We start from the raw sequence: 25,974 nt of genomic DNA on the forward strand, positions 1-25,974 counted from the left end.
GCCGGCGCCTTCGGGATCTGGGGCTCAAGGCCGGCCCGCCGCGTAGTCGCGCAGCACCCGCCCCAACACCCCCAGATCCCCGCGCAACCCCTCGAACCCCGCCGTCCGCTCCCGGCTCTCCTCGTCCATGTACAGCCGGCGATTGATCTCGATCTGCAGGCTGTGGCGGCCGCGGGGCGGGTCGGAATAGGCCGAGACCAGCTCGGCGCCGCGGAACGGCACGTTGAGCGCGACCGAATGGCCGAGGCCGCGCAGGGTCTCGGCGGCCAGTTGCACGAAGCCGGGCTCGCAGCTGGCGCCGTCATAGTCGCCGAGCACGAAGTCGGGCCGCACCGTGCCGGCCGGGTCGGGCGACAGGGCGTGGCCGAAGGCCGGCATCGAGTGGCAGTTGACGTGGTAGACCCGGCCGAAGGCGCCGTGCACCGCGTCGAGCAGGGCCTTGAGCCGGTCGTGATAGGGCCGCCAGTAGCGGTCGATCCGGGCCTCGACCTCGGCCACCGCCAGGCGCCGGTCGTACATCGCCGCGTCGCCCCAGGCGTAGCGCCAGATCAGCCCCATGCCGCGCCGGGTCGAGCCGCTGTCGCGCACCGGATGCGGCCACGGGCCGTCGACCAGCTCGGGATCGACGTCGAGCAGCGACCGGTTGACGTCGAGGAAGCTGCGCGGGAACTGGGCGACCAGGAAGGGGGCGCCGAGATCCGGCGCGAAGTCGAACAGCGCGTCGACATGGGTGTCGGATGCCATGCGCACCAGCGCCGGCGGCACCGCCGGGCGGAAATCCGCCGGCAGCGCCAGGCCGCTGTGCGGGCTGTCGAACACCATCGGGCTCGGCGTGCCGCGCGGCGGGACGACGGAGAGGACGCCGTCGATCTCGACGGCCTCGATGCGGGGGGCGGGCTGGGTCATCGGCGGGTGGCGGTCAGCGGGTCGCGGCGGAGGCCTGGGAGGTGGGGTAGGTGGTGTCGGCCATGCCGGTGAAGCCGCCGCCCTCGCGGGCGATGGCCGAGGGCGAGGCGAAGGGGCGGGGATAGACCGCGCGCTGGGCCGGGCGGATCGGGCCCAGCGGCTCCAGCGCGGCGACGCAATCCGCCGGCAGGTCGATGTCGACGGTGATGCCGGCGGCCGGCCCGGCATTGATGCGCGGCGCGTTCAGCGCCTCCTCGACGCCCATCCCGGCATGCAGCAGCATGGCGGCCACCTGGGCCAGCGCCGGCACGATCTGGTTGCCGCCGGAGGCGCCGAGCACGGCGAGCGGGCCGTCGGCGTCGGTGATCGCCACCGGGCACATGTTGTTGGGCCCGAAGGCGCCGGGCCGCAGGCTGTTCGCCCGGCCGGGCCGCGGGTCGAACCAGGACATGCCGTTGTTCAGCAGCACGCCGGTCGCGGGCGACAGCACCCGGGCGCCGAAGCGGTTCAGGAGGGTGAAGGTCAGCGCCACCATGCGGCCGTCGCGGTCGGCGGCGTTGAGCTGGGTGGTGCTGGAGGTCGTGCTCAGCTCGGCCGGGGTCAGCCGGGCGCGATGGCCGGCGAAGGCGTCGCGCAGCGCCGCCGTCATCGCCGTGTAGAAGCCGGGGTCTAGCGGCCCGGCGCCGCGCTGCGCGTCGAACTGGCGGAGCGCTCCGTGCAGCCGGCGGCCGCCGCTGCTGTCGCCGGCGACATGGACCTGCCGGCCGGCGATCTCGGCCGCGGAGGCCTGGTAGACGCTCGGCCGGTAGGCGGCCAGGTCCTCGGCGGTGATGAAGCTGCCGCCGCGGCGCAGGTCCTCGGCCAGGCGCTCGGCGGTCCGGCCGGTGTAGAAATCCTCCGGCCCGGCCTCGGCCAGCCGCTCCAGCGTCGCGGCCAGCGCCGGCAGCGGCAGCACGGTGTCCGGCTCCGGCACCGTGTCGCCGGGCATCAGCACGGCGCGGGCGCCGTCGTCGCGGCGCAGGTCGGCTTCGGCCATGGCGATGGCGAGCGTGGCGTGCCAGTCGACGGCCATGCCCTGGCGGGCGCGCTCGATCGCCGGCGTCAGGGCGCGGTCGAAGCCGATCGTGCCGAAGCGCCGCAGCGCCTCGGCCAGGCCGGCGACGCAGCCGGGCACCACCGCCGCCGCGTAGCCGCGGACATTGGCCTGGTTCGCCGAGGCCGGCATGCCGAGGAAGGTGGTCGACCCCTCCGGGTCCGGCCGGTAGGTCTCGGGGTCGAAGCGCAGCGGCGCGCGGCCGGTGAACTCCACCACCTCCACCCGGCCGTCCGGCTCCGCCACCAGCAGATAGCCGCAGGCGCCGAGGCCGCTCATCCAGGGCTCGACCGTCTGCAGCACCAGGGCGCCGGTGACCGCGGCGTCGACGGCGTTGCCGCCGGCCTCCAGCACCGCGGCGCCGGCCTCGGCCGCGGCCCAGTGCTGGGAGGTGACGACGCCGTGCGGCCCGCTGGCCGCCGGCTTGTGTAACTGCCAGCGCTCGACCCGGGCGGCGGCGAAGCGGGGATCAGCCATGGTCGGCCTCCTGGTCGGCGGCGACCAGCCGGCTGGCGCCGGAGAGGTCGCCCAGTTTCTGCCCGGCCTGGGCGCGAGCCTGCCGCTCGGCGATGCGGGCCTCGCGGGCGATCGCTTCGTCGGCCGCCGCCTCGGCCTCCCCGGGCGGCAGGACCAGCACGCCGGTGGCGTCGGCCAGGATCGCGTCGCCCGGCAGCACCGGGACATTGCCGCAGGCGACCGGCAGGTTCAGCGCCCCGCCCAGGTCGTTCAGCCGGGTGGTGATCGCCGAGGCGCCGCGGCACCAGACCGGCAGCCCGGCCTCGCGGATCTCCTCCGGGTCGGTGCAGGGGCCGTCGAGCACCACGGCCACGGCGCCGGTCCGCTTCACCGCCCGGGCGACGCCGCCGCCGAGGCAGGCGTGGCGGTCGTCGCCGAGCCGGTCGATCACCAGCACGTCGCCCGGCCGCAGCAGGCCGATGGCGTGGTGCAGCAGGGTCGAATCCGTGCCCGGGATGGCGACCGTGACGGCGGTGCCGACCAGCGTGCCGCGCACCGGAAGCAGCGGCGCGATGCTGCGGTGGACGAAGCCGCGATGGCGGAAATGGCCGATCGTGGCGATCTCGACCCGGGCCAGCTTCCCGGCCAGGGCCGGGGCGATCTGCGGCGGCACGGCGCCGATCTCATACTTTCTCATGCAGCTTCGCTCCTTCCGGCCCGGCGGCACCCCCGTCGCGGCCCCAGTCGCGGCCGGGCACGGCCGACAGCAGCTCGCGCGTATAGGCCTCGCGCGGGGCGCCGAAGAGGGCGGCGGGCTCGCCCTCCTCGACGATGCGGCCCTGGCGCATCACGGCGATGCGGTCGCAGATCCGGCTGGCCACGCGCAGGTCGTGGGTGATGAACAGCATGGCGAAGCCCAGCCGCTGCTGCATCGCGGCCAGCAGGTCGAGGATCTGGGCCTGGACCGAGACGTCGAGCGCCGAGACGGATTCGTCGGCGATCAGCAGGTCCGGCTCGATCGCCAGCGCCCGGGCGATGCAGATGCGCTGGCGCTGGCCGCCGGAGAATTCGTGCGGGAACCGGCCGGCCGCCTCGGCGTCGAGGCCGACGGCCTGCAGCAGCTTGAGCGCGCGCTGCCGGGCCTCGGCCCGGTCGAGGCCGTGGATCACCGGCCCCTCGGCGATCGCGGCGCCGACGCTCTGCCGCGGGTCGAGCGCGCTGTAGGGATCCTGGAACACGATCTGCACCCGCCGGCGCGCCGCCCGCAGCGCCTTGCCCTTGAGGGCGGAGAAGGAGCCGCCCGGCAGCGTGATGTCGCCGCGCTCGGGCTCGATCAGCCGGATGACGCATTGCGCCAAAGTGGATTTGCCGGAGCCGGATTCGCCGACCAGCCCCAGGGTCTCGCCGCGGCGGATCTCGACATCGACCCCGTCCACCGCCTTGACGCTGCGGCCGCCGCCGAACAGCCCGGATTTGCGGAAGGTCTTGGCGATGCCTTTGGCCGAGACCGCGACCGGACCCAGCCCCGGCCGGGCGCGCCGCGGCTCCAGCATCGGCACCGCGGCCAGCAGGTCGCGGGTGTAGGCCGCCTGCGGCCGCCGCAGCACCCGGTCGCGCGGGCCTTCCTCGACCAGCTGGCCGTTCTGCATCACCGCGACCCGGTCGGCGATCTCGGCGACCACGCCGAAATCATGGGTGATGAACAGGATGCCGGTGCCGTGCTTCTGCCGCAGGTCCAGCATCAGCCGCAGGATCTGCGCCTGGGTGGTGACGTCGAGCGCGGTGGTCGGCTCGTCGGCGATCAGGATGGCGGGGTCCAGCGCCAGCGCCGTCGCGATCATCACCCGCTGGCACTGCCCGCCGGACAGCTGGTGCGGATAGCTGTGGTACAGTTGCTCGGGGTCGGGCAGGCGGACCTCGCGGAACAGCGCCAGCACGCGCTCGCGGATCTCGGCGGCGGAGAGCCTGGTGTGCAGCCGGAAGGTCTCGGCCACCTGGTCGCCGACCCGGTAGATCGGGTTCAGCGCGGCGCTCGGCTCCTGGAAGATCATGGCGAGGCGGCGGCCGGAGAGGTCGCGCCGCTCGCGCTCGGGGAGGGCCAGCAGGTCGCGGCCCTCGAAGATCACGCGACCGCTCGGCGCCGGCAGGTTGGCCGGCAGCAGCCCCATCACCGCCAGCGCCGTCATCGACTTGCCGGAGCCGGATTCGCCGACGACGCACAGGATCTCGCCACGGCCGAGCGCCAGCGACAGGTTGGAGACGGCATCCGGCCGCTCCGCCGCCGGCGGCAGCGGCACCCGCAGATCTTCGATGGCGAGCAGCGGCGTCATGCCGGCGCCGTCTCGACCCGGCGCGGGTCGCAGCGGCGGAAATGGGCGACGAAGCGGGCGGTGAAGCCGGTGATATGCTCGACGATGCGGGCGCCTTTCGCGGCGTCGGCCAGGGTCGGGTCGCCGCCCAGCATGCCGTCCGGATTGACCTCGGTGACGTCGAGCGGCATCTGCACCGGCAGCCCCTCGAAGCTGACCGCGGCGACGCCGTCGGTCGGCAGGCCGAAGGCGCGGGAGGGCGTGGCCGGGCGCACCAGGTCGGGGCGCATCAGCTCCGGGAACAGGTGCAGATAGACCGAGGTCAGCGGGTCGCCGCCATGACCGCGGGCCCGGCCGGCGGCGTCGCCATGCAGCTCGCGCCACAGCTCCGGCGGGATCAGGCGCCAGATGTTCAGCGCCGCCACCGCCACGCCGCGCTCGCGCCGCAGGCGGCGCAGCGTCTGGTCGATCAGCGGCGCGTTCGAGCTGTGGCCGTTGAACACCACCAGATGCTCGACGCCGTGGTCGAGGAAGGCGGCCACCGTGTCCTCCAGCACCGCCGAGAAGGTCTCGGCGCGCAGCTGGATGCCGCCCGGCACGGTGCGGAAGAAATCGGCATAGCCGAAGGGGACGGTGGGGGCGGCGATCGCATCCGCCGCCTCCGCCGCCAGCAGCGACAGCCGCTCGGTCAGCATGTAGTCGCCCATCGGGGCATGCGGGCCCTGCTCCTCCTGGCTGCCGAAGGGCAGCAGGACGACCGGGCGCTCGGCCAGACGCTCGCGGAACTCCACGAAGGTCATGTCCTTCAGGGCGTGCTTGCGCAGCGGCATCGATCTCAGCCCAGCTTCAGGTAGTCGCCGTACATGCGCATGTCGCTGTCGGCGATCGGCGTCCACTGGATGTCGGCGCGGTGCGCCCAGTTGTAGACGCTCTTCCACAGGTAGAAGCCGGGGGTGACCCGCTGCCACTCCTCGGACAAAGCGAGATAGGCCGCCTTGCGCTTCTCGAACTCGGTCTCCTTCTCGAAGGCGCGGCCGAGCTCGACGAATTTTTCCGTCGGGGTCCAGGACTTCCAGCTGGCGGTGGAACGGGTCGCGGTCGGGCCCCAGTCCAGCCACAGCGGCTGGTACGGGTCGCCCGGGATGAAGTCCGAGCTCATCGACATGTTCATCAGGTGGTAGGGGCGGCGGTAGACCAGCTCGAAATTGTCCAGCACCTGGGCCTCGACATTGACGCCGATCTCGCGCCACTGCTCGACCATGATCTCGGCCGCGGCCTCGTAGTTCGGATAGAACTGGCGGGTGATGTGCCACAGCAGCTTCTGGCCGTCATAGCTGGTCTCCTTGACCAGGGCCTTGGCCCGCTCCGGATCGAAGGGCAGCTTCGGCTTCAGGTCGGGGTCGTAGAACTTGCCGTATTCCTTGAAGTTGAACGGCACCGCCGGGTGGAAGGTGGCGTCGCCGAACAGGGCCGCGACGATCTCGTCCATGTTGACGCCCTGGACCATGGCGTAGCGCAGCTTCGGGTCGACCAGCGGGTTGTCCGGCGGGTCGGGCAGGGTGTTGAAGGCGAAGGCCGGGTAGTTGTCGGCCTGGCGGCGGACCAGCTTGACGTCGGAATAGCCCGCCAGCGTCGGCTCCTGGTCGGTCGGGATGTTGACGATGAAGTCGAACTCCTTCGACACCAGCCCGGCCAGCCGCGCCGCGAATTCCGGCACGATCTTCCACACCAGCTGCCGCGCCGGCGGCGGGTCGCCCCAATAGCCGTCGAAAGCGTCGAGCACCATCACCTCGCCGGAACGGAAGGTGGTGACCTTGTACGGGCCGGTGCCGATCGGCGCCTGGCCGAAGCGGTCGACGCCGACCTCGAGATAGTATTTCTTCGGCACCACCAGGCCGATATTGCCGGTCAGCTTGCCCGGGACGTTCGGGTCGGGCGCCGCGGTCTCGATCTCGATGCTGTGCGGGCCGGTCGCCTCCACGCGCTTGAAGCCGGCGGTGAAGGTCTTGCCGCGCGGCTCGAACGGCTTCGGGCCCCACAGCCGGTCGGCGCCCAGGGTGAAGGCGACGTCCTCGGCGGTCATGTCCGTGCCGTCGTGGAACTTGACGCCCTGGCGCAGCTCGATGGTCCAGACCGTGCCATTCTGCTGCCACTTGGTCGCCAGCTTCGGCTTCAGCGCCAGGCCGTTGGGGTCGGAGATGTAGTCGCGCTCGATCAGCCCGTCGTAGAAGTTGGGGAAGATCCGGCCCGAGGTGGTGCTGAGGCCGTTGATCGGCGACATCGTCTGCCACAGGTTGTCGACCGCGATGGTCAGCACCGGCCGCTCCGCCGCCCGTCCGTATCGCAGCGGTGTCGCCAGCGAGACGGCGCCGGCGCCGAGCGCCAGCTTGCCGAAACCGCGTCTCGTGAACATCGAAGCCTCCTCTGTTTGTTTCGTTCTCAGGCGGTGCGGACGCGCAGCATCGGGTCCAGCCGGTCGCGCAGCCAGTCGCCGACGATGCTCATCGACAGGGTGACGGCGAAGATCACCAGCCCGGGCCAGACCGCAATCCACCAGGCGCTGGACAGGTATTCGCGGCCGTCGCCGAGGATCTGGCCCAGGCTGGTCATGGGCGGCTGGATGCCGAGGCCGAGGAAGCTCAGCGAGGTCTCCAGCAGGATGATCTGCGGGAAGTTGAGGGTGACCTGGACGATCAGCGCGCTGGCCACATTCGGCAGGATGTGCCGCAGGTAGAGCCGCATCGGCGCGGCGCCCAGCGCCACCACCGCCTTGGCATAGGGCTGGCCGGCGGCGGACAGGACCACGCCGCGCGCCAGCCGGGCATAGGACTCCCAGCCGTGCAGTCCCATCAGGATGACGAACAGCGTCAGGCTGTTGCCGAAGAAGGCCAGCAGGGTCAGCGCGATCAGGATGAAGGGCAGGGACGCCTGGAAGTCGACCAGCATCATCAGCGACTCCTCGACCCAGCCGCGGAAATGCGCGGCGATGAAGCCGATGGCGCTGCCGACCACCGCCCCGATCAGCGTACCGGCGACGGCGACCGACAGCGACATCTGCAGCCCGCCGACCAGCCGGGCCACCATGTCGCGGCCGAGCCGGTCGGTGCCCAGCAGGTAGCGCGGGTCGCCGCCCAGGAAGGACGGCGGCTTGAGCCGGGCGAGCAGGTTCTGCTGGGTCACGCCGTAGGGCGTCAGCCAGCCGCCGAACAGGGCGGCCAGCAGCGCCGCCGCCAGGATCGCGAAGGCCGCTGCGAGGAGCCAGGGGAAGCGCCGCATCGCCCGGCCCTCAGCGCGCCGTGCGGATGCGCGGGTCGAGCAGCCCGTACAGCAGGTCGACCGCGAGATTGGCCGCGACCATGGTGGCGGCGACCAGCAGCACCAGCGCCTGCACCACGGCGAGGTCGCGCGAGGTCACGGCGGTGACCAGCAGCCGGCCGATGCCGGGCCAGGCGAACACCGTCTCCACCACCACCGCGCCGCCGACCAGGGCGCCGAGATTGAGGCCGATCACGGTGACGATCGGGATGGCGGCGTTGGGCAGGGCGTGGCGCAGCACCCGGTACAGGGGCGGCGCGCCCTTCGCCGCCGCGGCGCGCATATAGGGCTTGCTCAAGACCTCCAGCATCGCCGAGCGGGTGAAGCGCGCCAGCGTGCCGGCGGTGTAGACGCCGAGCGTCGCCGCCGGCATCAGCAGGTGCAGGATCGAGCCGGTGCCCGAGCTCGGCAGCCATTGCAGGGTCAGCGAGAACAGCAGAATTAAGAGGATGCCGAGGAAGAAGTTCGGCAGGGCGAAGCCGAACACGGCGAAGCCCATCACCAGCCGGTCGAGGGCCGAGCCGCGGCGCAGCGCCGCGACGATGCCGGCCGGCACCCCGACCAGGATGGCGACGGCATAGGCGGACAGGCCGAGCAGCACGGTCCAGGGCACACGCTCGGCGATGATCTCGGTCACCGGCCTTCCGTCGCGGTAGGAGGTGCCGAACTGGCCCGACGCCATCTGCACGACGTAGCGCAGATACTGCTCGGGCAGCGGCCGGTCGAGGCCCCAGGCCTCCCGGAACTGGGCGATCTCCTCATTGGTGGCGTCCGGGCCCAGCAGCGACTGCACCGGGTCGCCCGAGACGCGCAGGACGATGAAGGCGAAGGTCACCACGAACCAGAGCGTCAGGAGGGTCCGCGCGGCTTTCACCGACCAGAAGCGCACCATGCAGCAGCCTTCTCCGTCGTCGGGGCGGGCAGGGCCTGTCTCGGGAGGGCGCCCGCGATCGGCAAGAAAGGGTCCGATCCGGGGCGTCGAGGGCGCTAGCGAACCACAGCGATCCCATGGGATCTATCATAAAATTACAGGGGGATTTATATGTCACAGATATGAATAGGGGCATCGAGCTGCGTCATCTGAGCTACTTCGCCTGCCTGGCGGAGGAGCTGCATTTCGGCCGCGCCGCCGACCGCCTCGGCATGGCCCAGGCGCCGCTCAGCCAGCAGATCCGGCAGCTGGAGGAGCGGCTCGGCGTCCGCCTGTTCGACCGCACCACGCGGCGGGTCAAGCTGACCGCGGCCGGCGAGATCCTGCTGCGCCATGCGCGCGACGTGCTGAGCGGCCTGGACCGCGCCATCTCCCACACCCGCGCGATCTCGGGCGAGCATGTCGGCCACCTCGTCGTCGGCGGCGTGCATCTGGCGCTGTCGCAGTTCCTGCCCGCCATCATCCGCGCCTTCCGCCAGGACTATCCCGCGGTGACGGTCGACGTCGTGCCCTTCACCACCGCCGAGCAGCTGAAGACGCTGGAGGCGGGCGGCATCAACGTCGCCTTCATCCGGCCGACCAATGCGGCCGGCTTCATGCAGATGGAGAGGCTGTCGAGCGAAGGCTTCGTCGCGGTGCTGCCCAGGGCGCATCCGCTCGCCGCCAAGCCCGACCTGTCGCTGCGCGATTTCTCCGGCCAGCCCTTCATCGGCTATGCGCCGATCCTCGGCGCCAGCTACAGCAACCTGGTGCTGGACGCGCTCCGCCAGGCCGGGGTGCGACCGATGGTGGTGCAGGACGCCTCGCACACCCTGTCGATCGTCACCCTGGCCGCCGCCGGGGTCGGCCTCGGCATCGTGCCGTCCTGGGTGTCGCACATGCCGCTGCCGGAGCTGGTGTACCGACCGCTCGACGACCTGCCGCGGGCGGTGGAGCTCGCCATCGCCTGGCCGGCCGGCGAGACCTCGCCGGTGGTGCTCGACTTCGTCCGCATCTCCCGCCTCGTCGCGGCGCAACGCCGGGCGAATTAGTGGAGGTTCGATGATCACGCAGTCACGGCCCGGTTGCGGGCGATGACCTCGTCATGGGTGAGCTTGTCGCCGGCTGCCATGAACTCCCTGATGAGGGCTTCACGGCTGCCGGGAGCACGGGACCGATCGGCGGACTGCAGCGCCGACTCCAGTTCGCTCGCCGTCAGTTCCGTGCAATAGGCAGGGGTGCCGGGCTGCTGCCGCCAGGACTCTGTGAGGCCCCCCGCATCCACCGCGTCGAAACCGGTGGCCTCTACCAACTCCATGGCAATGGCCTTGGCCTTCAGATCATCACCCGCGACCGGAATGGCGATGCGACCCGATGCTCCGGCCGGTCGTCCCTTCCCGGACAACGTCGCCGCCAGCACGGCGTTCCACGCTTTGACGACCGGTCGACCGATCCGCTCGCCGACCCAGACGCTCTCGGGCTTGCCGCCCTCGACTTCGGCGATCGCACCGTCGCGGAACGGATAGTAGTTGGAGGTGTCGACGACGACGTCGGCGGGCACGTCGTCAAAGAGGCCCGCAAGCTCGGGATGCCTCGCAAACGGAATCGAAAGGACGACCGCTTCGACGCCCTGAACGGCATTCTCCTTCGAGACAGCGGTGGCGCCGAGGTCGCGAGCCAGATCGCGGATGGTGTCCGGCCCCTTCGAATTGGCGAGCTTGATCTCGTGGCCGCCGGCGGCGAGCTTTCGTGCCAAGGTCGCACCGATGCTCCCCGCACCGATGATTCCGATCTTCATGGGATGTCCTTCCCGAATGCAGATGAGCGCCGCTTCAGTCGCGGGCGGGGCGGGCGAACGCATTGAGCGTGTCCCTGAGTTCGGCCAATCCGCCATCGGTCAGTTGGCAGACGGTCTTGATCTTGTCGGTGATGCCCCAGAGCTCCTCGCGCAGGGCCTCGCCGCCCGCCGTGAGGTTGATCAGAACGCGGCGCTCGTCGTCGCGGTCGCGTGTACGGGTCACCATGCCGGATGCTTCGAGCCGCTTGAGAAGCGGCGTGATCGTCCCCGTATCCATGCCGAGTTTCGTGCCCAACTCTCCGACAGCGCGCGGCGTACCCGCGAAAAGCTCGAGCATCACCAGATACTGCGGGAACGTCAGTCCCAGCGGCTCCAGGAATGGCTTGTGAAGACGGGCCATCCGGTTGGCCGCACCGTAAAGCGCGAATGAAAGCTGGGTGCCGACCTGGCGACGGGCATCGGGTTTGATCTCAGGCATCGAGGTATTCTAGTGCAGCATTATCTAGTGAGCTAGATAATTTCTCCGAGGCGACCCCCGCTCCGGCCGGCGCCGGGTGATGGGCGAATTTGCTCAGGATAGATTGGCGCCGGCGACCCGCCGCTTCTCGAATCCGCGGAAGCTCCTGCGCGCCAGCGGCAGCAGCGTCGCCGCCAGATAGGCCAGCCCCGTCAGCAGCAGCGCGGCGGGAAGGCCGACGCCGCTGATCAGCGCGCCGCCGAAGAGCCCGCCGAAGGGGATCAGGGTCCAGCAGAGCGCAGTGCTCATCGACGTGACGCGACCCATCAGGGGCTTGGGGATCCGCTCGAACATCACGGCGAACAGGATCGGGTTGAGGAAGCCGGAGGCGAACCCGCCGACCGCCAGGGTGGCGAAGACGAGCGCGAGCGGCGCGTCCACCGCGAGGACGAGGAAGCGCGGGAATCCGGTCAGGAGGAACGCGATCGTATAGACGACGAGGCGCGGCATCCGTTCGCCGATCGAGGCGGCGATGGCCGCGCCCACCATGGAGCTGCCGGAGAACGCCGCCAGCATCGCCCCCAGCCATTCAGGGCCGTGACCGGCATCCAATGTCCAGACCGGCAGCAGGACGGCGTGAAAGGCCTGGTCCAGGAGATTGGTGGCCGCCACCATGATGACGATGCCCATCAGCACCGCATCCCGGCGCAGAAAGCTCCAGCCTTCCAGCAGCTCCCGGCCATAGGACGCCGCTGCCGCGACCGGGATGTGGCGCAACGCGGGAATGCCCGCCCCGACGACCACGGCGGCGACGGCGAAGGTGACGGCGTTGAAGACGAGGGCCTGGGCCGGGCCGGTCGCGGCGATCAGCGCGCCGGCGCCGGCCGCCCCCACCGTCGATGCCAGCCTTTCGATGGTGCCGACGACGCCGGTCACCCGTTCCAGCGGCACCGCCGCCAGCTCCGCGATATCGGGGACCATCGCCTGCTTGGCCGCGTCGGCCGGGCCGCGCAGCGCGCCGAGGGCGAAGACGACGGGAAGCAGGGCCGGGACGGTGAGCATGCCCAGCAGATGCAGCAGCGGCACCAGCCCGACCACGATCGCCGAGGCCGCATCGCAGAGGATAGCGATCCGCTTGGGGCCGACACGGTCGATCAGCGGGCCGCCCAGCGCCTTGGCGACGACATAGGGCAGCATTTCCGCCATCGCCACCAGCCCGGTCGATATGGGGCTGTTCGTCGTGCTCAGCACCAGCCAGGGGATGGCGATCGTCGACAGCCTCGTGCCGGAGATCGAGACCGTCTCGGCGGCGGCCAGGGCGAGAAAGGGCCCGCGTGCGCTCACGGCCCGGCATCCTCCTCGCGATGCGGTAGCCGGCCCGGATAGGGAAAGGCGCGCAGCATGATCGTGAAGGGCGCCGTGCCCGGGGGCAGCGGTTCCCCCAGCGGCGGGGCGTCCCGCATCGCCTCCAGCATGATGTCGGTCAGCCGCCTAGTCAGGGCTTCGGCCTGCTCCGCCGTCAGCGGGACGGTGATGTCGCTGGCTGTGGCGGCCTTGCGCCATCGGGCCGGCAGCTCGGCGTACTCCTCGACGGCCTGCTGCATCTGGCCGACCTGCAAGGACAGCGACGCCTGGGTGAAGGCGACGCCCGCATCCAGCTCCGCGCCCTCGGCGTCCGTCTCGAGCACGGAGGTCAGCTCATGGCTGGCGCGCCACCAGCGGTCGCGGCGGGACGGACCCGGCTTCTCCTCGATGAAGCCGTATTGGGCCAGCTGGCGGAGGTGATAGCTCGTCGCGCCGCTGTTCAGGCCCAGCCGCGCCGCCAGCTGCGTCGCGGTGGCGGGGCCGTCGACCCGGAGCATGCCCAGCATCCGTAATCGGACCGGATGCGCCAGCGCCTTGAGCGCCGTCGGATCGGGGACGACCCGGCTGACGTCGCGGGGCGCGGCCACGGCGGGAGTCGGCGAAGGGCGAGGCGACTTCATCCATCCAGCCTAATTTCACAAAGAAATATTTGCAAAGGTTTATTTGCATACGGCCGGGGGAAGTCCGGCTATGTCGACGAAACGCGGGGCGCGGCGCTGTTCAGCCGCATGGCTGCTGCGGCGGCCAGCAGGCCGAGGAAGGACGCCAGCAGCATCAGCCCCAGCAGGAGCGTCGGCGACGGCTCGCCGGACAGGGCGAGGCCGGTCAGCGTCGTCATCAGCGCGCCGCCCAGGACGGTCAGGGCGCCGGTGATGCCCGCCGCGCTTGCCGCCAGCCGGGGGCGCACCGACATCGCGCCGGCATTGCTGTTCGGCGTCGTCATGCCGTTGCCCAGCCCGACGAAGATGGTGGATCCGAAATAGAGCGCCGGCGTCAGATGGCCCGTGGCGATGACCGCGAGGCCGGCGAGAAGGCCCAGGCAGGCGACCATCCGGCCCATCAGCATGACCGTCGCCGGCGGATGCCGGCCGACCAGACGGCTCGACAGCCAGCTGCCGGCGACGAAGCCCGCGGTGATGCTGCCGACGAACGCCCCCAGCTGCGCCGTACCGATCCCGAAAATGGCGGTGGCGATCCGGGGCGCCCCGGCCAGGAAGATGTAGAAGGCGCCGGTCGAGAAGGCGGTGCACAGCGCATGGCACCAGAACAGCGGCTCGCGCAGCAGCGCAGTCAGGCGCCTGCCGTCATCCCCCGCGTCGGCCGAGGGCCGGAGGGTTTCGCCCACATCCGACCATGCCAGGCACAGAAGCCCCGCCCCGGCCGCGGCATAGAGCAGGAAGACCATGCGCCATCCGAAGGCGGCGTCCAGGACGCTGCCCAGCATCGGCCCCAGCATCGGGGCCAGCGCCATCGCCATGCCGATGCGGCCCAGCAGCCGTGCGGCCTCGGCCTCCCCGGCCGTATCGCGGACGATCGCGAGCGACAGGACGTAGCCCGAGACCACGGCCGCCTGCAGCATCCGGAACGCCAGCAGCATCCACACGGTCTGGGCGACCGCGCAGCCGAGCGACGCGAGGGTGAAGACCGCGAGCGCCGCCAGCAGCACCGGGCGCCGGCCGATCCGGTCGGCGAGCGGGCCCACCCCGAGTTGGACCGCGGCCGAGACGGCGAGATACCCGCCGAGGGCGAGGCTGACCAGGCCGTAGTCGGCATCCAGGTCCCGCGCGATATTGGCCAGCGACGGTACGATCATGTTCAGCGTCACCACCGACGTGGCGGTCATCAGGATCAGCGTCGACAGGGCGGGCGGGGTGGCGGCCTTGCGCATCGGTGTCGGGACCCTCTGAAAACAAAAAAAGCCCCCGAACGGTGGTCCGGGGGCGCATGGCGGCGGAGATGGCGTCCGCTATCGGGCCATGCACCTTTCGCCTGCGATCGTGAAATTTGATGGAAGCATCTTCTGTCCCCTGCGCAATAAGACTAATTCCGGATCGGATCTTCACGCAAGTCTGTTTCGAACCCGCTGCGGAGCCGCAGCCGCGACGTGATGCCTTCGTCACGGGCGCGACCCGCTGCGTTTCGGCTTGCGCCGCGGCCGTCCCGCATGGTTAATCGTGCAACCTGCTTAATCGTGACACCAGGATGCCCGGCAAGCCGCCCTCCATGCTCGATCTCGCGCGCACTCTCGGCGTGTCGCGGGCGACCGTGTCGAACGCGCTGCGCGGCAAAGGGCGGCTGTCGCCGGAGCTGGCGGGACGGATCCGCGCCCTGGCGGCGGAGCTGCGCTACATCCCGGCCCATGCCGGCCGTGCCCTGCGCACCGGCCGCAGCGCCACCATCGGCCTGATCGTGCCGGATTTCGGCCAGCCGCTGTTCCCGATCTTCGCCCAGGCGATCGAGCGCGCCGCCAAGAGCCGAGGCGTCGCCGTTCTGGTCGGCGACAGCCTGGGCACGGCGGAGGGGCAGGCGGCGGAGATCGACAACCTGCTGGGCCGCGGCATCGACGCGCTGGTGATCATCCCGACCCGCGGCACCACGGTCGACGTCGCCGCCATCCCGGTGCCGGTGGCGGTGATCGACAGCGCCGCCACACGCGGCAACACGGCGGCCAGCAATCATCGCGACGGCGGCCGCCAGGTCGCCCGCCACCTGGTCGGGCTGGGCCATCGCGACATCCTGCTGCTGGCCGGGCCCAAGAATTCCAGGGTGGCGCGCGAGCGCACCGACGGCATGCGCGAGGTCTTCGCCCGGGCCGGCATCACCCCGCGCATCCGGCATTCCGTCACCAGCTTCGAGATGGGGGCGGAGATCGCGGCCGAGGTCGACCTGGCCGGCGTCACCGCCTGTGCCGCCGCCTATGACGCGCTGGCCGTCGGCTTCGTCACCGGCCTGGCCGCGCGCGGGGTGCGGGTGCCGCAGGACGTCTCGGTCACCGGCTTCGACGACCTGATGTGGGCGCGCATCGTCTCGCCGCCCTTGACCACCGTGCGACAGGATCTCGCCGCCATCGCCGACCATGCGCTCGCCGTCGCCACCGGCGAACGGCAGGGGGCAAAGCTGTTCCCGGTCGAGCTCGTCCTCCGGGCCTCGACCGCCGGGCCACGACACGTCAACGACAACCGGAGAGGGGGTGCTTCATGATCACGACACGGATGGCCGCCGGCGCGGCGCTGGCCGTTCTCGGCCTCTCGCCCGCCTTCGCCGAGACGCCGACCCTGACCATCTCGGTCTACGGCGTCGCGCAGGATGCCTACAAGAAGGACCTCTACGACCCGTTCGAGGCGAGCTGCGGCTGCAAGCTGGTGGTCGAGACCGGCAACAGCAGCGAGCGGCTGGCGAAGCTGGAAGCCAACAAGGCGGCGCCGGTGATCGACGTCGCCGCGATCGCCGACTTCAACGCGCTGGAGGCGGCGAAGAAGGACCTGATTCAGCCGATCGACGTCTCCAAGCTCTCCAACCACGGCGCGCTCTACGACTTCGCCCAGGACCCGCTCGGCGGCCACCTGGCGGTCGGCTACACCTTCTACTCGACCAGCATCGTCTACCGCTCGGACAAGGTGTCGATCGCCAGCTGGAAGGACCTGTTCAAGTCCGAGCTGGCCGGCCGCATCGCCCTGCCCAACATCACCACCACCCAGGGTCCGTTGGCGATCCATATGATCGACAAGGCCGAAGGCGGCACCACGCCCGACCTGAAGGCCGGGATCGACGCTATCGCCGCGCATCGCGAGGACATCGTCACCTTCTACGAGCGCGGCTCGCAGATCCCGCAGCTGTTCGAGCAGGAGGAGATCCTGGCGGCGGTGGTCGGCCGCTTCGGCTGGGCCAACATCAAGAAGCTCGACCTGCCGATCCAATGGGCGACGCCGAGCGAGGGCCAGACCGGCGGCATGAACGTGCTGACCCTGGTCAAGGGCACGAAGAACGAGGCGCTGGCGCTGAAGTTCATCGACTACTGGCTGTCCCAGGAGGTGCAGACCAGGCTGGCGATGGACCTGGTCGACAGCCCGGCCAACAAGTCGGTCGAGGTGCCGGCCGAGACGGCGGAGGCGCTGACCTACGGCGCAGAGACCGCGGCCAACCTGAGTTTCATCAAACCCGCGGCGATGCTGGAGAACCGCGAGGCCTGGGTCGCCGGCTGGAACGCCAAGGTCGCGCAGTAGGGCCGGGGCCCCATGTTCGAGAAGCGAGGCATCGGCCTGGCGTTGGCGGCGCCCGCGGCGCTGTTCGTCGCGGTCGGCTTCCTGTTGCCGGTCGCGATCCTGCTGGCCGGCAGCTTCCATTCGGCCGCCGGCTGGGGGCTGGAGAACTTCACCGAGTTCTTCGCCAAGCCGCTGAACCGCGACGTGTTCTTCCGCACCTTCCGCCTGGCGCTCACGGTCACGGCGGTGGCGGCAGTGATCGGCTATGCCGTGGCGCTGGTGATCGTCGATGCCTCGCCGGGGGTGAAGGGCAAGCTGGTCGGCCTGCTGGTGCTGCCGCTGATGATCTCCCCGGTGGCGCGGACCTATGCCTGGCTGGTGATCCTCGGCCGGACCGGCATCGTCAATGTGGCGCTGACCCGGCTCGGCCTGTCGGACGAGCCGATCCGCTTCCTGTTCAGCGAGACCGCGATCTTCATCGGCCTGATCCAGCTGTTCTTCCCGCTGATGGTGCTGCCGCTGGTCAGCGCGCTGGAGAACCTGCCGGCCGACGTGGTGCCCGCGGCGCGGGTGCTCGGCGCCTCCTGGTGGACGGTGTTCCGGCGCATCCTCTTGCCGCTGACCCGCGAGGGGCTGGTGGTCGGCGGCACGTTGGTCTTCGTCGGCTCGCTGACCGCCTATGTCACCCCGGCGATCCTCGGCGGCTCCAAGGTGCTGATGCTGGAGACGCTGATGTACCAGCGCGTCTCGGTCGCCAACGACTATGCCGCCGCCGGGGTCATCGCCGTGATCCTGATCGGCATGAGCATCCTGACCCATAGCGGCCTGAAGCGGCTGGCCACGGCGCGGCGGAGGGCCGGCTGATGCGGATCGCCGGCCACACCCTGCTCGCCGCCGTGATGGTGTTCCTGATCGGCCCGTTCCTCCTGATCTGCATCGCCGGCCTGTCCGCCGGCGAGACCCTGGCCTTCCCGCCGCCGGCCCTGTCGCTGCGCTGGGTCGAGACCGTGTTCGAGGTCGAGAGCTTCCGCTCCAGCTTCGCCCTGTCGATGACGCTCGGCCTCGGCGCCACCGGGGCGGCGCTGCTGCTGGGCATTCCCGCCGCCTATGCGCTGGAGCGGTACGAGCTGCCGGGTCGCGAGGCGGTGCGCGGCGTGGTCACGGCGCCGATCATCGTGCCCGGCATCATCGTCGGCCTGGCGCTGCTGCGGCACCTGGTCATCCCGGCCGGCATCCCGGTCATCGCCGCGCTGTTCGTCGCCCACACGGCCCTCTTGGTGCCCTATGCCGTGCGCATCACCTCGGCCAGCCTGAAGAACCTGCGGGTCGACATGGAGGAGGCGGCGGTGCTGCTCGGCGCCAGCCGGGCCGGGGCCTTCTTCCGGGTGGTGCTGCCGAACATCCGCAACGGCATCATGGCCGCCTTCGTCATCGGCTTCGTCACCTCCTTCAACCAGGTGCCGGTGTCGCTGTTCCTGTCCGGACCCGGGGTGTCGACGCTGCCGATCGATATGATGTTCTACATGGAATTCAACTACGACCCGTCAGTGGCCGCGCTGTCGGGCCTGCTGGCGCTGATGTCGCTGGCCATCGTGCTGGTCGCCGAACGCCTGCTGGGGCTGTCCCGCTATGTCTGACGCTTTCCTCGATATCGACGGGCTGACGCTGGCCTATCACGGCCAGGTCGCGGTCGACCGGCTGACCGTGTCGATCCGGCGCGGCGAGCTGGTGGCGCTGCTCGGCCCCTCCGGCTGCGGCAAGACCACGACGATGCGTGCCATCGCCGGGCTGATGGCGCCGGCCGGCGGGCGGATCACCCTGGCCGGGCGCGACATCACCCGGGTGCCGGCCAACAGGCGCGGCGTCGGGCTGGTGTTCCAGTCCTACGCCCTGTTCCCGCATCTGACGGTGGCCGAGAACGTCGCCTTCGGCCTGCGGCTGAAGAAGCTGCCGGAGGCGGAGATCACCAGCCGGGTCGGCGCGGCGCTGGCCAATGTCGGCTTGACCGGCTTCGCCCAGCGCCTGCCCAAGGCCCTGTCCGGCGGCCAGCAGCAGCGCGTCGCTTTGGCCAGGTCGATCGTGGTCGAGCCGCAGCTGCTGCTCCTGGACGAGCCGCTGTCCAATCTCGACGCCCGGTTGCGGCTGGAGATGCGCAGCGAGCTGAGCCGGCTGCAGCGCGAGCTCGGCATCACCATGATCTACGTCACCCACGACCAGGCCGAGGCGCTGGCCCTGGCCGACCGGATCATCGTCATGCGCGCCGGCCAGATCGAGCAGATGGGCCGGCCGGACGAGATCTACGAGGCGCCGCGCTCGCCCTTCGTCGCCCGCTTCATGGGCTTCGAGAACACCTTCGCGGTGGAGGAGGGCAGGCTGGCCACGGCCGGCGGCAGCCTGGCGCCGGGCTTCGCCTTGCCGGCGGCGGCCAGGGCGCTGGGCTGGCGGCCGCAGGCGGTGGCGCTGGGCGCCGGCCCGCATCGCGGCCGGGTGCGCGGCGTCTCCTATCTCGGCCAGACCGTCGAATACCTGCTGGAGACGCCGGCGGGGCCGATCAAGGCCGAGGTGCCGGCCGCCGCGCCGCGGCACGAGGCGGGGGCGGAGATCGCCTTCGACCTGCCGCTGGCGACGGCGGCGGTGATGGAGCGGGCATGATGCGCCGGGTCTGGATCGACACCGATATGGGCTTCGACGACGTCGTCGCCATCGCCATGGTGGCGGATGCGCCGGATATCGCGATCGCCGGCCTGTCGCTGGTCGCCGGCAACGCGCCGCTCGACCGGGTGGCGCAGAACACCCGCGACGCCGCCGCCTTCTTCGGCTGGGCGATGCCGATCCACCCCGGCCGCGACCGGCCGCTGCTCGGCGAGCTCGTCACCGCCGCCTATGCTCTCGGCGACGGTGCCATGCCGACCGTCGGGCGCAGCTTGCCCGAGGCGGACACGCCCCTGTCGGGGGAGCCGGCGCTGCCGGCCCTGGCCCGGTACCTGGAGGAGGGCGGCTCCGAGATCCTGGCGCTGGGCCCGCTGACCAACATCGCCGCCCTGGTGATCGCCCGGCCCGACCTGGCCGCGCGGATCCGGCTGGTCTGGATGGGCGGCAGCGCCGGCCCCGGCAACCACACGGCCACGGCCGAGTTCAACGCCGCGGTCGACCCGGAGGCGATCCAGGCGGTGATCGATGCCGGGGTCCGCATCGCCATGGTCGGGCTCGACGCCTGCCGGCCGGTCACGGTCTCGGTGGCCGATGCCGGCACGCTGCGGGCCGTCGGCGGCGACCGCGCCGCGGTGCTGACCGACCTGCTGGAGGGCTATGCCCGCATCGGCCAGCCCGGGGTGCCGCATCCGCTCTACGACCCGGTGGCAGCCGCGGCCTGGATCGAGCCGGCGACGATGGGATTCCGCCCGGCCCGGCTGGATGCCGAGCTGTCCGGCCGCCTGACCCGCGGCATGACCGTCATCGAATGGCGGGTGCCGCGCAAGGCCGCCGCCAATGCCGACATCGCCACCGTGCCGGATGTGGAGCGCATCCGGACGATGGCGCTCGGCGCGCTGGAGCGCGCCGCCCAACCGAAGGTCCAGCCATGACCCGCGAACCGTATGACCTCGACGATCCCGGCCTGCGCGACCGCGCCGTGCGCGCGGCCCGCGGGCTCGAGCCCTTCGACGTGCTGATCACCGGCGCGAGCCTCGTCGACGTCGCGACCTCGGAGGTCCGCGCCGCCGATATCGGGCTGGTCGGGCCGCTGGTCGCCAGCGTGCACGCCCCCGGCAGCCGCGGCGACGCCGGGCGGGTGGTCGACGCCGCCGGCCGCTTCGTCGCGCCCGGGCTGATCGACACGCATCTGCACATCGAAAGCTCGATGGTGACGCCGCGGCGCTATGCCGAGGTGGTGGTGCCGCAGGGCACGACCACGATCTGCTGGGACCCGCACGAGGTCGGCAACGTCGCCGGCCTGGCGGGGGTGCGCTGGGCGGTCGAGGCCGGGCAGGGGCTGCCGCTGCGGATCCTGACGCTCGCCCCGTCCTGCGTGCCCTCGGCGCCGGGGCTGGAGGTGGCGGGCGCCGAGTTCGGCGGCGGCGAGATGGCGGAGATGCTGCGCTGGCCGGAGATCGCCGGCGTCGCCGAGGTGATGAACATGCGCGGCGTGCTGGACCGCAGCGAGCCGATGCAGGGCGTGGTCGCCGCCGGCCTCGCCAGCGGCAAGCTGGTCTGCGGCCATGCCCGCGGGCTGGAGGGGGCGTCGCTGCAGGGCTTCGCCGCCGCCGGCATCCAGTCGGACCACGAGATCACCTCGGGCGATGACCTGCTGGCCAAGCTGCGCGCCGGCTTCACCGTCGAGCTGCGCGGGTCGCACGACTATGTCCTGCCCGGCGCGGTCCAGGCGCTGGCGACCCTGCCGCATCTGCCGCAGACCCTGACCCTCTGCACCGACGACATCTTTCCGGACGACCTGGTCGCCGTCGGCGGCATTGCCGACGTGCTGCGGCGCCTGATCCGCTACGGCATGCGCCCGGTCGACGCGATCCGGGCGGCGACGCTGAACGCGGCGATGCGGCTCGGTCGCCGCGACCTCGGCCTGGTCGCGCCCGGCCGCCGCGCCGACCTGGTCGTGCTCGACGGGCTGGAGACGCTGGGGGTCGAGCGGGTCTTCGCCTCGGGCCGCGAGGTCGCGGCCGAGGGGCGCCTGACCGCGGGGCCGCTCGGCCGACCGGCGGACGTCTTCCGCGACACGGTGAAGGTGCCGCCGCTGACCGCCGACGACTTCGTCCTCCGCCTGCCGGGGCGCGGCACGGCCGTGGTCAATTCGATCTTCCGGCCGCGCTTCACCGAATGGCGCGACCTCGCGGTCGAGGTGAAGGACGGCGCGGTGGTGCTGCCGGAGGACAGGATCCTGATGGCGGTGATCCACCGCCATGGCCGGCGGCCGGCGGTGCCGCAGATCGGCATCCTGGACGATTGGGGGCATTGGCGCGGCGCGCTGGCCACCACGATCTCCCACGACAGCCACAACCTGACCGTGTTCGGCCGCGACCCGGCCGACATGACGGCGGCGGCCAATGCGGTGATCGCGGCCGGCGGCGGCATGGCGGTGGCCGAGGGCGGCGCCGTGACCGCGCAGGTGGCGCTGCCGGTCTGCGGCCTCCTGTCCGACGCGCCGGCGGTGGAGGTGGCGGCCGATTTCGCCGCGGTGAAGGCGGCGGCCGACCGGATCGTCGACTGGCAGCCGCCCTACCGCACCTTCAAGGCGGTGGTCGGCGCCAGCCTGGCCTGCAACCCCGGGCCGCATGTCACCGATCTCGGCCTGACCGACGGCACTACCGGCGAGATCCGCCCGCTCGCGGCCGCGGGCTGAGCAATCGGGTGAAGGAACATCTGCCCATTTCCTGTCATGCCCGGGCTTGACCCGGGCATCCAGGGAATGTCGAAGCCGCTCTGGGTGGCCCCTGGATTGCCGGGTCAAGCCCGGCAATGACAGGAGATAACAAGCAGAACCTGGTTCGGCCTCTCATCCGATTGCCCTGCGGCGGTGGGCTGAGCCGGTCGACATCGGCGGGAATCGAAGTATTCTCGGCGACCTGTCTGTCAGCGAGGGGAGCGCCATGACCGACACGAAAGCCGCCAAGGCGAAGGCCGCCAAGCCGCGCAAGCCGAAGGCGACGGAACCGGCGGCGGCGCCGGTCCTGCTCTCGGGCGGCAACCCGCAGATCGCGAAGGGCTACGGCGACGAGCCCGTGCAGGCCTATATCGCGGCCATGCCGGGCTGGAAAAGCGAGGTCGGGCGCCGCCTCGACGCGCTGATCGAGCGCACCGTCCCGGGCGTGCGCAAGGCGGTCAAGTGGAACTCGCCGATGTACGGGGTGGAGGAGAAGACCTGGTTCCTCGGCATCCATTGCTTCACGAAATACATCAAGGTGGCGTTCTTCCGCGGCGCGTCGCTGCAGCCTCTCCCGCCCGGCACGTCCAAGCAGAAGGAGGTGCGCTACCTCGACATCCGCGAGGACGAGCCACTCGACGAAGCCCAATTCTGCGCCTGGGTGAAGCAGGCCAGCGAGCTGCCCGGCGAGAAGATGTGAGCGGCCGGCGGGAGATGGGAGCGACAGCAATGAATGCAGCGACGGCAGAAGCCTCTCCCTCCCGGCTCATCGATGCGAGGATCGAGGAGCTGGGGGACTGGCGGGGCGAGACGCTGGCCCGGGTCCGGGCCCTGATCAGGCAGGCCGACCCCGAGGTGGTCGAGGAGTGGAAGTGGCGAGGGGTTCCGGTGTGGTCGCATGCCGGCATCATCTGCACCGGCGAGACCTACAAGGCGGTGGTGAAGCTGACCTTCGCCAAGGGCGCGTCGCTGGCCGACCCGTCCGGCCTATTCAACTCGAGCCTCGACGGCAACACCAGGCGCGCCGTCGATATCCGCGAGGGCGACGAGATCGACGAGGCGGCGTTGAAGGATCTCATCCGCGCTGCCGTGGCCTTGAACCTTTCGGCGCAGGCGAAGAGAAAGCGCGGCTGAGGCCCACCATGCCGCAGATCGCGAATGATGCGCGCTTCTGGGACCGGGCCGCGGGCAGATACGCCGCCGATCCGATCGCGGATCTGGCGGGCTACGAGCGCACGCTGGAGCGCACGCGGCACTATCTCAAGGGCGGCGATGCGGTCTTCGAATTCGGGTGCGGCACGGGGACGACGGCGCTCGGGCTCGCATCTGCCGTCGGGCGCATCGTGGCGACCGACATATCGGGCGAGATGATCGCGATCGCCCGCGGGAGGGCCGAAGCCGCGGGATGCGCCAATGCCGATTTCCAGGTCGCGACGCCCGATGCGATGGCCTGCCCGGACCGGACCTTCGACGTCGCCCTGGGGTTCAACATCCTGCATCTGGTGGCGGCGCGGGAGGCCGCCCTGAGAAACGTCCATCGGATGCTGAAGCCGGACGGGATTTTCATTTCCAAGACGCCGTGCGTCGGCGACGCGAACCCGATGATGCGCATCGTCCTGCCCCTGATGCAGCTCGTCGGCAAGGCCCCCTATGTGAGCGTCTTCGGCGCGAAGGACCTGGAGCGCGAGATCGCGGCGGCGGGGTTCGAGATCATCGAGCGCGGGCGCCATGCCTCGCGCGGCAAGGATTTGCGGCCGTTCCTCGTGGCAAGGAAGCGGTGAAGCCTCCTGTGAATCCGATTGTTGAGCCGGCAGGCGCGAAAAAAAGGGCCGCGCCGTGACGCGGCCCCGGGCGGGAAGCCGCCGCCGATCAGCTGTTGCCCGCCTCATTGATCGTGAAGTTGACGAAGCCGTTGCCGTTGACCACGCCGTAATCGTATTGGATGCCGGTCGGCGGGTTCGACTGGTTGAGGACGGGCACGAAGCTGGAGCCGCCGCCACCGCCCCCGCCGCCGGCATTCGGGCCCGAGAAGATCACGCCGTCGTCCACGCCGGCGCCACCGCCGCCTCCGGCATAGCCACCGCCCCCGCCGCCGCCCCCGATCCCGTGGTTGTACGAGGTCCCCCAGCCGGCGCCCCCGGTGCCGTCAGGCGGAGGGCTGCCGGTCTTCCCGGTGGACGGATTGTCGCTGATGACGGCCGTTCCGCCGGCACCGGGGGTGGCCCCGACGGCTCCCTGACCGCCGTTGCAGGTGGTGCTGCCGTTGCTCTGCTTGCCGGGGTTGCCATTCGCGCCGTTCTGGCCGCTGCTGCCGCCGGTTCCTCCCGTTCCGCCACTGCATCCGAGGCCACTGCCGCCGCCGCCGCCGGCGAAGATGATGTACTGGCCCGGCGGGCCCGACTGGCCCGACGGCATCAGCAGGATGTCCGAGCGGCCGCCACCGCCCCCTCCGGCCCCGTCGTGATGGGCCTGCCCGCCGGTGCCGCCGCCGTTGTAGCCGCCGGGGCCGCCGTTGCCGCCCCCGCCGCCCTGCCCCCCGACCTGGACATACAGCAGGTACGGCGGCTGCCCCCAGTCCGAGGTCACGGGGATCGTGGCGTAGACCTGCGCTCCCTGGCCGGCTGCAGGGCCGTGGGTGCCGACGCCGCCCGCCGCGCCGCCGGCCACCACGCTGATGCTCGTGACCGTGGCGCCCGGGGTGCTCGGCACGACGCGGATCGGCCATGTGCCGGGTGTGTTGAAGGAGTAGGTGCCGCCACCCGCGGTGCCGGTCTGGATCTCGTTATCCGTCATCTCCAATTCTCCTCTCGTCTATGAATTTCCGGGCAACCCAAAGCCAAGGCTGCCCGCCTCAATGACCCGCTCGTTCGTCCGGCACGGCCACGCTCCCGTCGCGGTGCCGGCGATCCTTTGCGGATAGGAAGCCAAGCTTATCTGCCTATCCTGTTATGCGAATAGGTCCAGGTCGGGCCGATCGATGAGTCCAGATGCCCTGCGCATAGGTCCAGACGGCACCAATCGATGAGTCCAGATTCCATTGGGGCAGGTTCAGGCGGCAGGCCTCCGCGAGCGCCCGATGCGGCGATCCGTCAGCGCTTGCCGATGGTCGAGGACAGCGCCGCGCGGACGATCTGCCAGGCGGCCTCGACCAGCCCGGCGGTGACCCGGCCGGCGGCCGGGGCGTCGCCGCGGCGGATGGCGTCGATCATCTGCTGGTTGGCCTCGATCGCGATCGCAGTCATCTCCGCCGACACGCCATAGGCCAGGTGGCGATAGCGCAGCGCCGGCCTCTGCACGATCGCCAGCAGCCGCTGCAGCACGGCGTTGCCCGAGGCCTCGTGCAGCGTCTCGGTCAGCGCGACATTGGCGTCGAAGCAGCGCTCGACGTCGCCGGCCTCCAGCGCCGACCGCATGGCGGCGAGGGCGACCGAGAGCTCGCCGGCGACCGCGACCGGATTGGCCGACCGGGCCGCGCCCTCCGCCGCCAGCGCCTCCAGCTTCACCCGGCAGGAATAGATCTGGTCCAGGTCGGCCAGCGACATCGGCGCCACCCGCACGCCCTGGCGCGGCCGGCGGATCACCAGCCCGGTGCCCTCCAGCAGCCGCAGCGCCTCGCGCACCGGCGACCGGCTGATGCCGTAGCGCTCGCACAGCTCCTCCTCCACCAGCTTGGCGCCGGGGGGCAGCTCGCGCAGGATGATCTTGCGCTCGAGGAAGGCGAGCACCGTCTGCGACAGCACCGGCCGGCGCGGGGTGCCGCCGTCTTCGTCCGGGATGGCGGTCTCCATG

General features: G+C 71.1%; 26 protein-coding genes. 11 read left to right on the forward strand and 15 right to left on the reverse strand.

Annotated elements, in window-relative coordinates; all coding sequences use genetic code 11:
• Nucleotides 1-24: 24 nt before the first annotated feature.
• The 8 genes from ACFW16_RS16125 to ACFW16_RS16160 are packed head-to-tail and all read right to left on the reverse strand — an operon-like array spanning nucleotide 25 to nucleotide 8,971.
• Nucleotides 25-906 carry an N-formylglutamate amidohydrolase gene (locus tag ACFW16_RS16125; RefSeq protein ID WP_380306698.1) on the reverse strand — a complete coding sequence of 294 codons (882 nt, stop codon included), beginning with the start codon at nucleotides 904-906 and terminating at the stop codon, nucleotides 25-27.
• A gap of 13 nt (nucleotides 907-919) precedes the next feature.
• Nucleotides 920-2,476: a gamma-glutamyltransferase gene (locus tag ACFW16_RS16130; RefSeq protein WP_380306700.1), complete on the reverse strand. Its 1,557-nt coding sequence runs from the start codon at nucleotides 2,474-2,476 to the stop codon at nucleotides 920-922.
• Nucleotides 2,469-3,152, reverse strand: a complete 684-nt coding sequence (locus tag ACFW16_RS16135; protein WP_380306702.1) for an RraA family protein — start codon at nucleotides 3,150-3,152, stop codon at nucleotides 2,469-2,471. The genes ACFW16_RS16130 and ACFW16_RS16135 overlap by 8 nt, the downstream gene beginning before the upstream one ends.
• Entirely contained in the window at nucleotides 3,139-4,785 is a 1,647-nt protein-coding gene (locus tag ACFW16_RS16140; RefSeq protein ID WP_380306704.1) for an ABC transporter ATP-binding protein, read from the reverse strand. Before ACFW16_RS16140 ends, ACFW16_RS16135 begins: the two co-directional genes overlap by 14 nt.
• Complete coding sequence (locus ACFW16_RS16145; RefSeq protein WP_380306706.1) at nucleotides 4,782-5,594, reverse strand: creatininase family protein; 813 nt, start codon at nucleotides 5,592-5,594, stop codon at nucleotides 4,782-4,784. The genes ACFW16_RS16140 and ACFW16_RS16145 overlap by 4 nt, the downstream gene beginning before the upstream one ends.
• 5 nt (nucleotides 5,595-5,599) lie before the next feature.
• A complete protein-coding gene (locus ACFW16_RS16150) occupies nucleotides 5,600-7,177 on the reverse strand; it encodes an ABC transporter substrate-binding protein (RefSeq protein ID WP_380306708.1) in 1,578 nt (525 codons plus the stop codon).
• Nucleotides 7,178-7,203: 26 nt separating this feature from the next.
• Complete coding sequence (locus ACFW16_RS16155) at nucleotides 7,204-8,040, reverse strand: ABC transporter permease (protein ID WP_380306709.1); 837 nt, start codon at nucleotides 8,038-8,040, stop codon at nucleotides 7,204-7,206.
• A 10-nt stretch (nucleotides 8,041-8,050) separates the two neighbouring features.
• The gene (locus tag ACFW16_RS16160) at nucleotides 8,051-8,971 is read right to left on the reverse strand and encodes an ABC transporter permease (protein ID WP_380306711.1); all 921 of its coding nucleotides are present in this window, start codon (nucleotides 8,969-8,971) and stop codon (nucleotides 8,051-8,053) included.
• 161 nt (nucleotides 8,972-9,132) lie between these two features.
• Between ACFW16_RS16160 and ACFW16_RS16165 the strand changes: the two genes are divergently transcribed.
• Nucleotides 9,133-10,041, forward strand: a complete 909-nt coding sequence (locus ACFW16_RS16165) for a LysR substrate-binding domain-containing protein (protein WP_380306713.1) — start codon at nucleotides 9,133-9,135, stop codon at nucleotides 10,039-10,041.
• A gap of 14 nt (nucleotides 10,042-10,055) precedes the next feature.
• Here the strand turns inward: ACFW16_RS16165 and ACFW16_RS16170 are convergent, their stop codons facing one another.
• The 5 genes from ACFW16_RS16170 to ACFW16_RS16190 all read right to left on the reverse strand — a co-directional run bounded on the left by ACFW16_RS16170 (nucleotide 10,056) and on the right by ACFW16_RS16190 (nucleotide 14,497).
• Nucleotides 10,056-10,883 (reverse strand): NADPH-dependent F420 reductase, encoded by an 828-nt coding sequence (locus tag ACFW16_RS16170; protein ID WP_380306715.1) that lies wholly within the window; start codon nucleotides 10,881-10,883, stop codon nucleotides 10,056-10,058.
• The gene (locus tag ACFW16_RS16175) at nucleotides 10,822-11,265 is read right to left on the reverse strand and encodes a MarR family winged helix-turn-helix transcriptional regulator (protein ID WP_380306717.1); all 444 of its coding nucleotides are present in this window, start codon (nucleotides 11,263-11,265) and stop codon (nucleotides 10,822-10,824) included. The genes ACFW16_RS16170 and ACFW16_RS16175 overlap by 62 nt, the downstream gene beginning before the upstream one ends.
• A gap of 93 nt (nucleotides 11,266-11,358) precedes the next feature.
• The gene (locus ACFW16_RS16180; RefSeq protein WP_380306718.1) at nucleotides 11,359-12,588 is read right to left on the reverse strand and encodes an MFS transporter; all 1,230 of its coding nucleotides are present in this window, start codon (nucleotides 12,586-12,588) and stop codon (nucleotides 11,359-11,361) included.
• Complete coding sequence (locus ACFW16_RS16185; RefSeq protein WP_380306720.1) at nucleotides 12,585-13,196, reverse strand: ArsR/SmtB family transcription factor; 612 nt, start codon at nucleotides 13,194-13,196, stop codon at nucleotides 12,585-12,587. Before ACFW16_RS16185 ends, ACFW16_RS16180 begins: the two co-directional genes overlap by 4 nt.
• Nucleotides 13,197-13,297: 101 nt before the next feature.
• Complete coding sequence (locus ACFW16_RS16190; RefSeq protein WP_380306722.1) at nucleotides 13,298-14,497, reverse strand: MFS transporter; 1,200 nt, start codon at nucleotides 14,495-14,497, stop codon at nucleotides 13,298-13,300.
• A 335-nt stretch (nucleotides 14,498-14,832) separates the two neighbouring features.
• Here ACFW16_RS16190 and ACFW16_RS16195 point away from each other — a divergent pair, with 335 nt between their 5' ends.
• From ACFW16_RS16195 to ACFW16_RS16240, 10 genes are all read left to right on the forward strand, one after another.
• Complete coding sequence (locus ACFW16_RS16195; RefSeq protein ID WP_380306724.1) at nucleotides 14,833-15,810, forward strand: LacI family DNA-binding transcriptional regulator; 978 nt, start codon at nucleotides 14,833-14,835, stop codon at nucleotides 15,808-15,810.
• Entirely contained in the window at nucleotides 15,807-16,832 is a 1,026-nt protein-coding gene (locus ACFW16_RS16200) for a polyamine ABC transporter substrate-binding protein (protein ID WP_380306726.1), read from the forward strand. The genes ACFW16_RS16195 and ACFW16_RS16200 overlap by 4 nt, the downstream gene beginning before the upstream one ends.
• Before the next feature lie 12 nt (nucleotides 16,833-16,844).
• Nucleotides 16,845-17,675, forward strand: a complete 831-nt coding sequence (locus tag ACFW16_RS16205) for an ABC transporter permease (RefSeq protein ID WP_380306728.1) — start codon at nucleotides 16,845-16,847, stop codon at nucleotides 17,673-17,675.
• On the forward strand, nucleotides 17,675-18,448 hold the full coding sequence (locus tag ACFW16_RS16210; RefSeq protein WP_380306730.1) for an ABC transporter permease: 774 nt from the start codon (nucleotides 17,675-17,677) through the stop codon (nucleotides 18,446-18,448). Before ACFW16_RS16205 ends, ACFW16_RS16210 begins: the two co-directional genes overlap by 1 nt.
• Nucleotides 18,441-19,463, forward strand: a complete 1,023-nt coding sequence (locus ACFW16_RS16215; RefSeq protein WP_380306732.1) for an ABC transporter ATP-binding protein — start codon at nucleotides 18,441-18,443, stop codon at nucleotides 19,461-19,463. The genes ACFW16_RS16210 and ACFW16_RS16215 overlap by 8 nt, the downstream gene beginning before the upstream one ends.
• Nucleotides 19,460-20,395, forward strand: a complete 936-nt coding sequence (locus tag ACFW16_RS16220) for a nucleoside hydrolase (RefSeq protein ID WP_380306734.1) — start codon at nucleotides 19,460-19,462, stop codon at nucleotides 20,393-20,395. The genes ACFW16_RS16215 and ACFW16_RS16220 overlap by 4 nt, the downstream gene beginning before the upstream one ends.
• Nucleotides 20,392-22,164, forward strand: a complete 1,773-nt coding sequence (locus tag ACFW16_RS16225; RefSeq protein WP_380306736.1) for an adenine deaminase — start codon at nucleotides 20,392-20,394, stop codon at nucleotides 22,162-22,164. The genes ACFW16_RS16220 and ACFW16_RS16225 overlap by 4 nt, the downstream gene beginning before the upstream one ends.
• 247 nt (nucleotides 22,165-22,411) lie before the next feature.
• Entirely contained in the window at nucleotides 22,412-22,885 is a 474-nt protein-coding gene (locus ACFW16_RS16230; protein ID WP_380306738.1) for a DUF1801 domain-containing protein, read from the forward strand.
• Between the two features lie 29 nt (nucleotides 22,886-22,914).
• On the forward strand, nucleotides 22,915-23,319 hold the full coding sequence (locus ACFW16_RS16235; RefSeq protein WP_380306740.1) for a DUF1801 domain-containing protein: 405 nt from the start codon (nucleotides 22,915-22,917) through the stop codon (nucleotides 23,317-23,319).
• A gap of 8 nt (nucleotides 23,320-23,327) precedes the next feature.
• Nucleotides 23,328-23,966 carry a class I SAM-dependent methyltransferase gene (locus ACFW16_RS16240; RefSeq protein ID WP_380306742.1) on the forward strand — a complete coding sequence of 213 codons (639 nt, stop codon included), beginning with the start codon at nucleotides 23,328-23,330 and terminating at the stop codon, nucleotides 23,964-23,966.
• Nucleotides 23,967-24,054: 88 nt separating this feature from the next.
• Here ACFW16_RS16240 and ACFW16_RS16245 read toward each other — a convergent pair whose 3' ends face one another.
• Together ACFW16_RS16245 and ACFW16_RS16250 are read right to left on the reverse strand one after the other, a co-directional pair.
• On the reverse strand, nucleotides 24,055-24,978 hold the full coding sequence (locus tag ACFW16_RS16245; RefSeq protein WP_380306744.1) for a hypothetical protein: 924 nt from the start codon (nucleotides 24,976-24,978) through the stop codon (nucleotides 24,055-24,057).
• 296 nt (nucleotides 24,979-25,274) lie between these two features.
• The gene (locus ACFW16_RS16250) at nucleotides 25,275-25,973 is read right to left on the reverse strand and encodes a GntR family transcriptional regulator (RefSeq protein ID WP_380306746.1); all 699 of its coding nucleotides are present in this window, start codon (nucleotides 25,971-25,973) and stop codon (nucleotides 25,275-25,277) included.
• Nucleotide 25,974: the final 1 nt, after the last annotated feature.

Source organism: Inquilinus sp. NPDC058860 (assembly GCF_042743185.1).
Classification (GTDB): Bacteria; Pseudomonadota; Alphaproteobacteria; order DSM-16000; family Inquilinaceae; genus Inquilinus.

Excerpts from the sequence above, each read along its gene's own strand:
- ACFW16_RS16125 (WP_380306698.1), bottom strand. The coding sequence starts at position 906 with ATGACCCAGCCCGCCCCCCGCATCGAGGCCGTCGAGATCGACGGCGTC.
- ACFW16_RS16130 (WP_380306700.1), bottom strand. The coding sequence starts at position 2,476 with ATGGCTGATCCCCGCTTCGCCGCCGCCCGGGTCGAGCGCTGGCAGTTA.
- ACFW16_RS16135 (WP_380306702.1), bottom strand. The coding sequence starts at position 3,152 with ATGAGAAAGTATGAGATCGGCGCCGTGCCGCCGCAGATCGCCCCGGCC.
- ACFW16_RS16140 (WP_380306704.1), bottom strand. The coding sequence starts at position 4,785 with ATGACGCCGCTGCTCGCCATCGAAGATCTGCGGGTGCCGCTGCCGCCG.
- ACFW16_RS16145 (WP_380306706.1), bottom strand. The coding sequence starts at position 5,594 with ATGCCGCTGCGCAAGCACGCCCTGAAGGACATGACCTTCGTGGAGTTC.
- ACFW16_RS16150 (WP_380306708.1), bottom strand. The coding sequence starts at position 7,177 with ATGTTCACGAGACGCGGTTTCGGCAAGCTGGCGCTCGGCGCCGGCGCC.
- ACFW16_RS16155 (WP_380306709.1), bottom strand. The coding sequence starts at position 8,040 with ATGCGGCGCTTCCCCTGGCTCCTCGCAGCGGCCTTCGCGATCCTGGCG.
- ACFW16_RS16160 (WP_380306711.1), bottom strand. The coding sequence starts at position 8,971 with ATGGTGCGCTTCTGGTCGGTGAAAGCCGCGCGGACCCTCCTGACGCTC.
- ACFW16_RS16165 (WP_380306713.1), top strand. The coding sequence starts at position 9,133 with ATGAATAGGGGCATCGAGCTGCGTCATCTGAGCTACTTCGCCTGCCTG.
- ACFW16_RS16170 (WP_380306715.1), bottom strand. The coding sequence starts at position 10,883 with ATGGCGGATTGGCCGAACTCAGGGACACGCTCAATGCGTTCGCCCGCC.
- ACFW16_RS16175 (WP_380306717.1), bottom strand. The coding sequence starts at position 11,265 with ATGCCTGAGATCAAACCCGATGCCCGTCGCCAGGTCGGCACCCAGCTT.
- ACFW16_RS16190 (WP_380306722.1), bottom strand. The coding sequence starts at position 14,497 with ATGCGCAAGGCCGCCACCCCGCCCGCCCTGTCGACGCTGATCCTGATG.
- ACFW16_RS16195 (WP_380306724.1), top strand. The coding sequence starts at position 14,833 with ATGCTCGATCTCGCGCGCACTCTCGGCGTGTCGCGGGCGACCGTGTCG.
- ACFW16_RS16200 (WP_380306726.1), top strand. The coding sequence starts at position 15,807 with ATGATCACGACACGGATGGCCGCCGGCGCGGCGCTGGCCGTTCTCGGC.
- ACFW16_RS16205 (WP_380306728.1), top strand. The coding sequence starts at position 16,845 with ATGTTCGAGAAGCGAGGCATCGGCCTGGCGTTGGCGGCGCCCGCGGCG.
- ACFW16_RS16210 (WP_380306730.1), top strand. The coding sequence starts at position 17,675 with ATGCGGATCGCCGGCCACACCCTGCTCGCCGCCGTGATGGTGTTCCTG.
- ACFW16_RS16215 (WP_380306732.1), top strand. The coding sequence starts at position 18,441 with ATGTCTGACGCTTTCCTCGATATCGACGGGCTGACGCTGGCCTATCAC.
- ACFW16_RS16220 (WP_380306734.1), top strand. The coding sequence starts at position 19,460 with ATGATGCGCCGGGTCTGGATCGACACCGATATGGGCTTCGACGACGTC.
- ACFW16_RS16225 (WP_380306736.1), top strand. The coding sequence starts at position 20,392 with ATGACCCGCGAACCGTATGACCTCGACGATCCCGGCCTGCGCGACCGC.
- ACFW16_RS16230 (WP_380306738.1), top strand. The coding sequence starts at position 22,412 with ATGACCGACACGAAAGCCGCCAAGGCGAAGGCCGCCAAGCCGCGCAAG.
- ACFW16_RS16235 (WP_380306740.1), top strand. The coding sequence starts at position 22,915 with ATGAATGCAGCGACGGCAGAAGCCTCTCCCTCCCGGCTCATCGATGCG.
- ACFW16_RS16240 (WP_380306742.1), top strand. The coding sequence starts at position 23,328 with ATGCCGCAGATCGCGAATGATGCGCGCTTCTGGGACCGGGCCGCGGGC.
- ACFW16_RS16245 (WP_380306744.1), bottom strand. The coding sequence starts at position 24,978 with ATGACGGATAACGAGATCCAGACCGGCACCGCGGGTGGCGGCACCTAC.
- ACFW16_RS16250 (WP_380306746.1), bottom strand. The coding sequence starts at position 25,973 with ATGGAGACCGCCATCCCGGACGAAGACGGCGGCACCCCGCGCCGGCCG.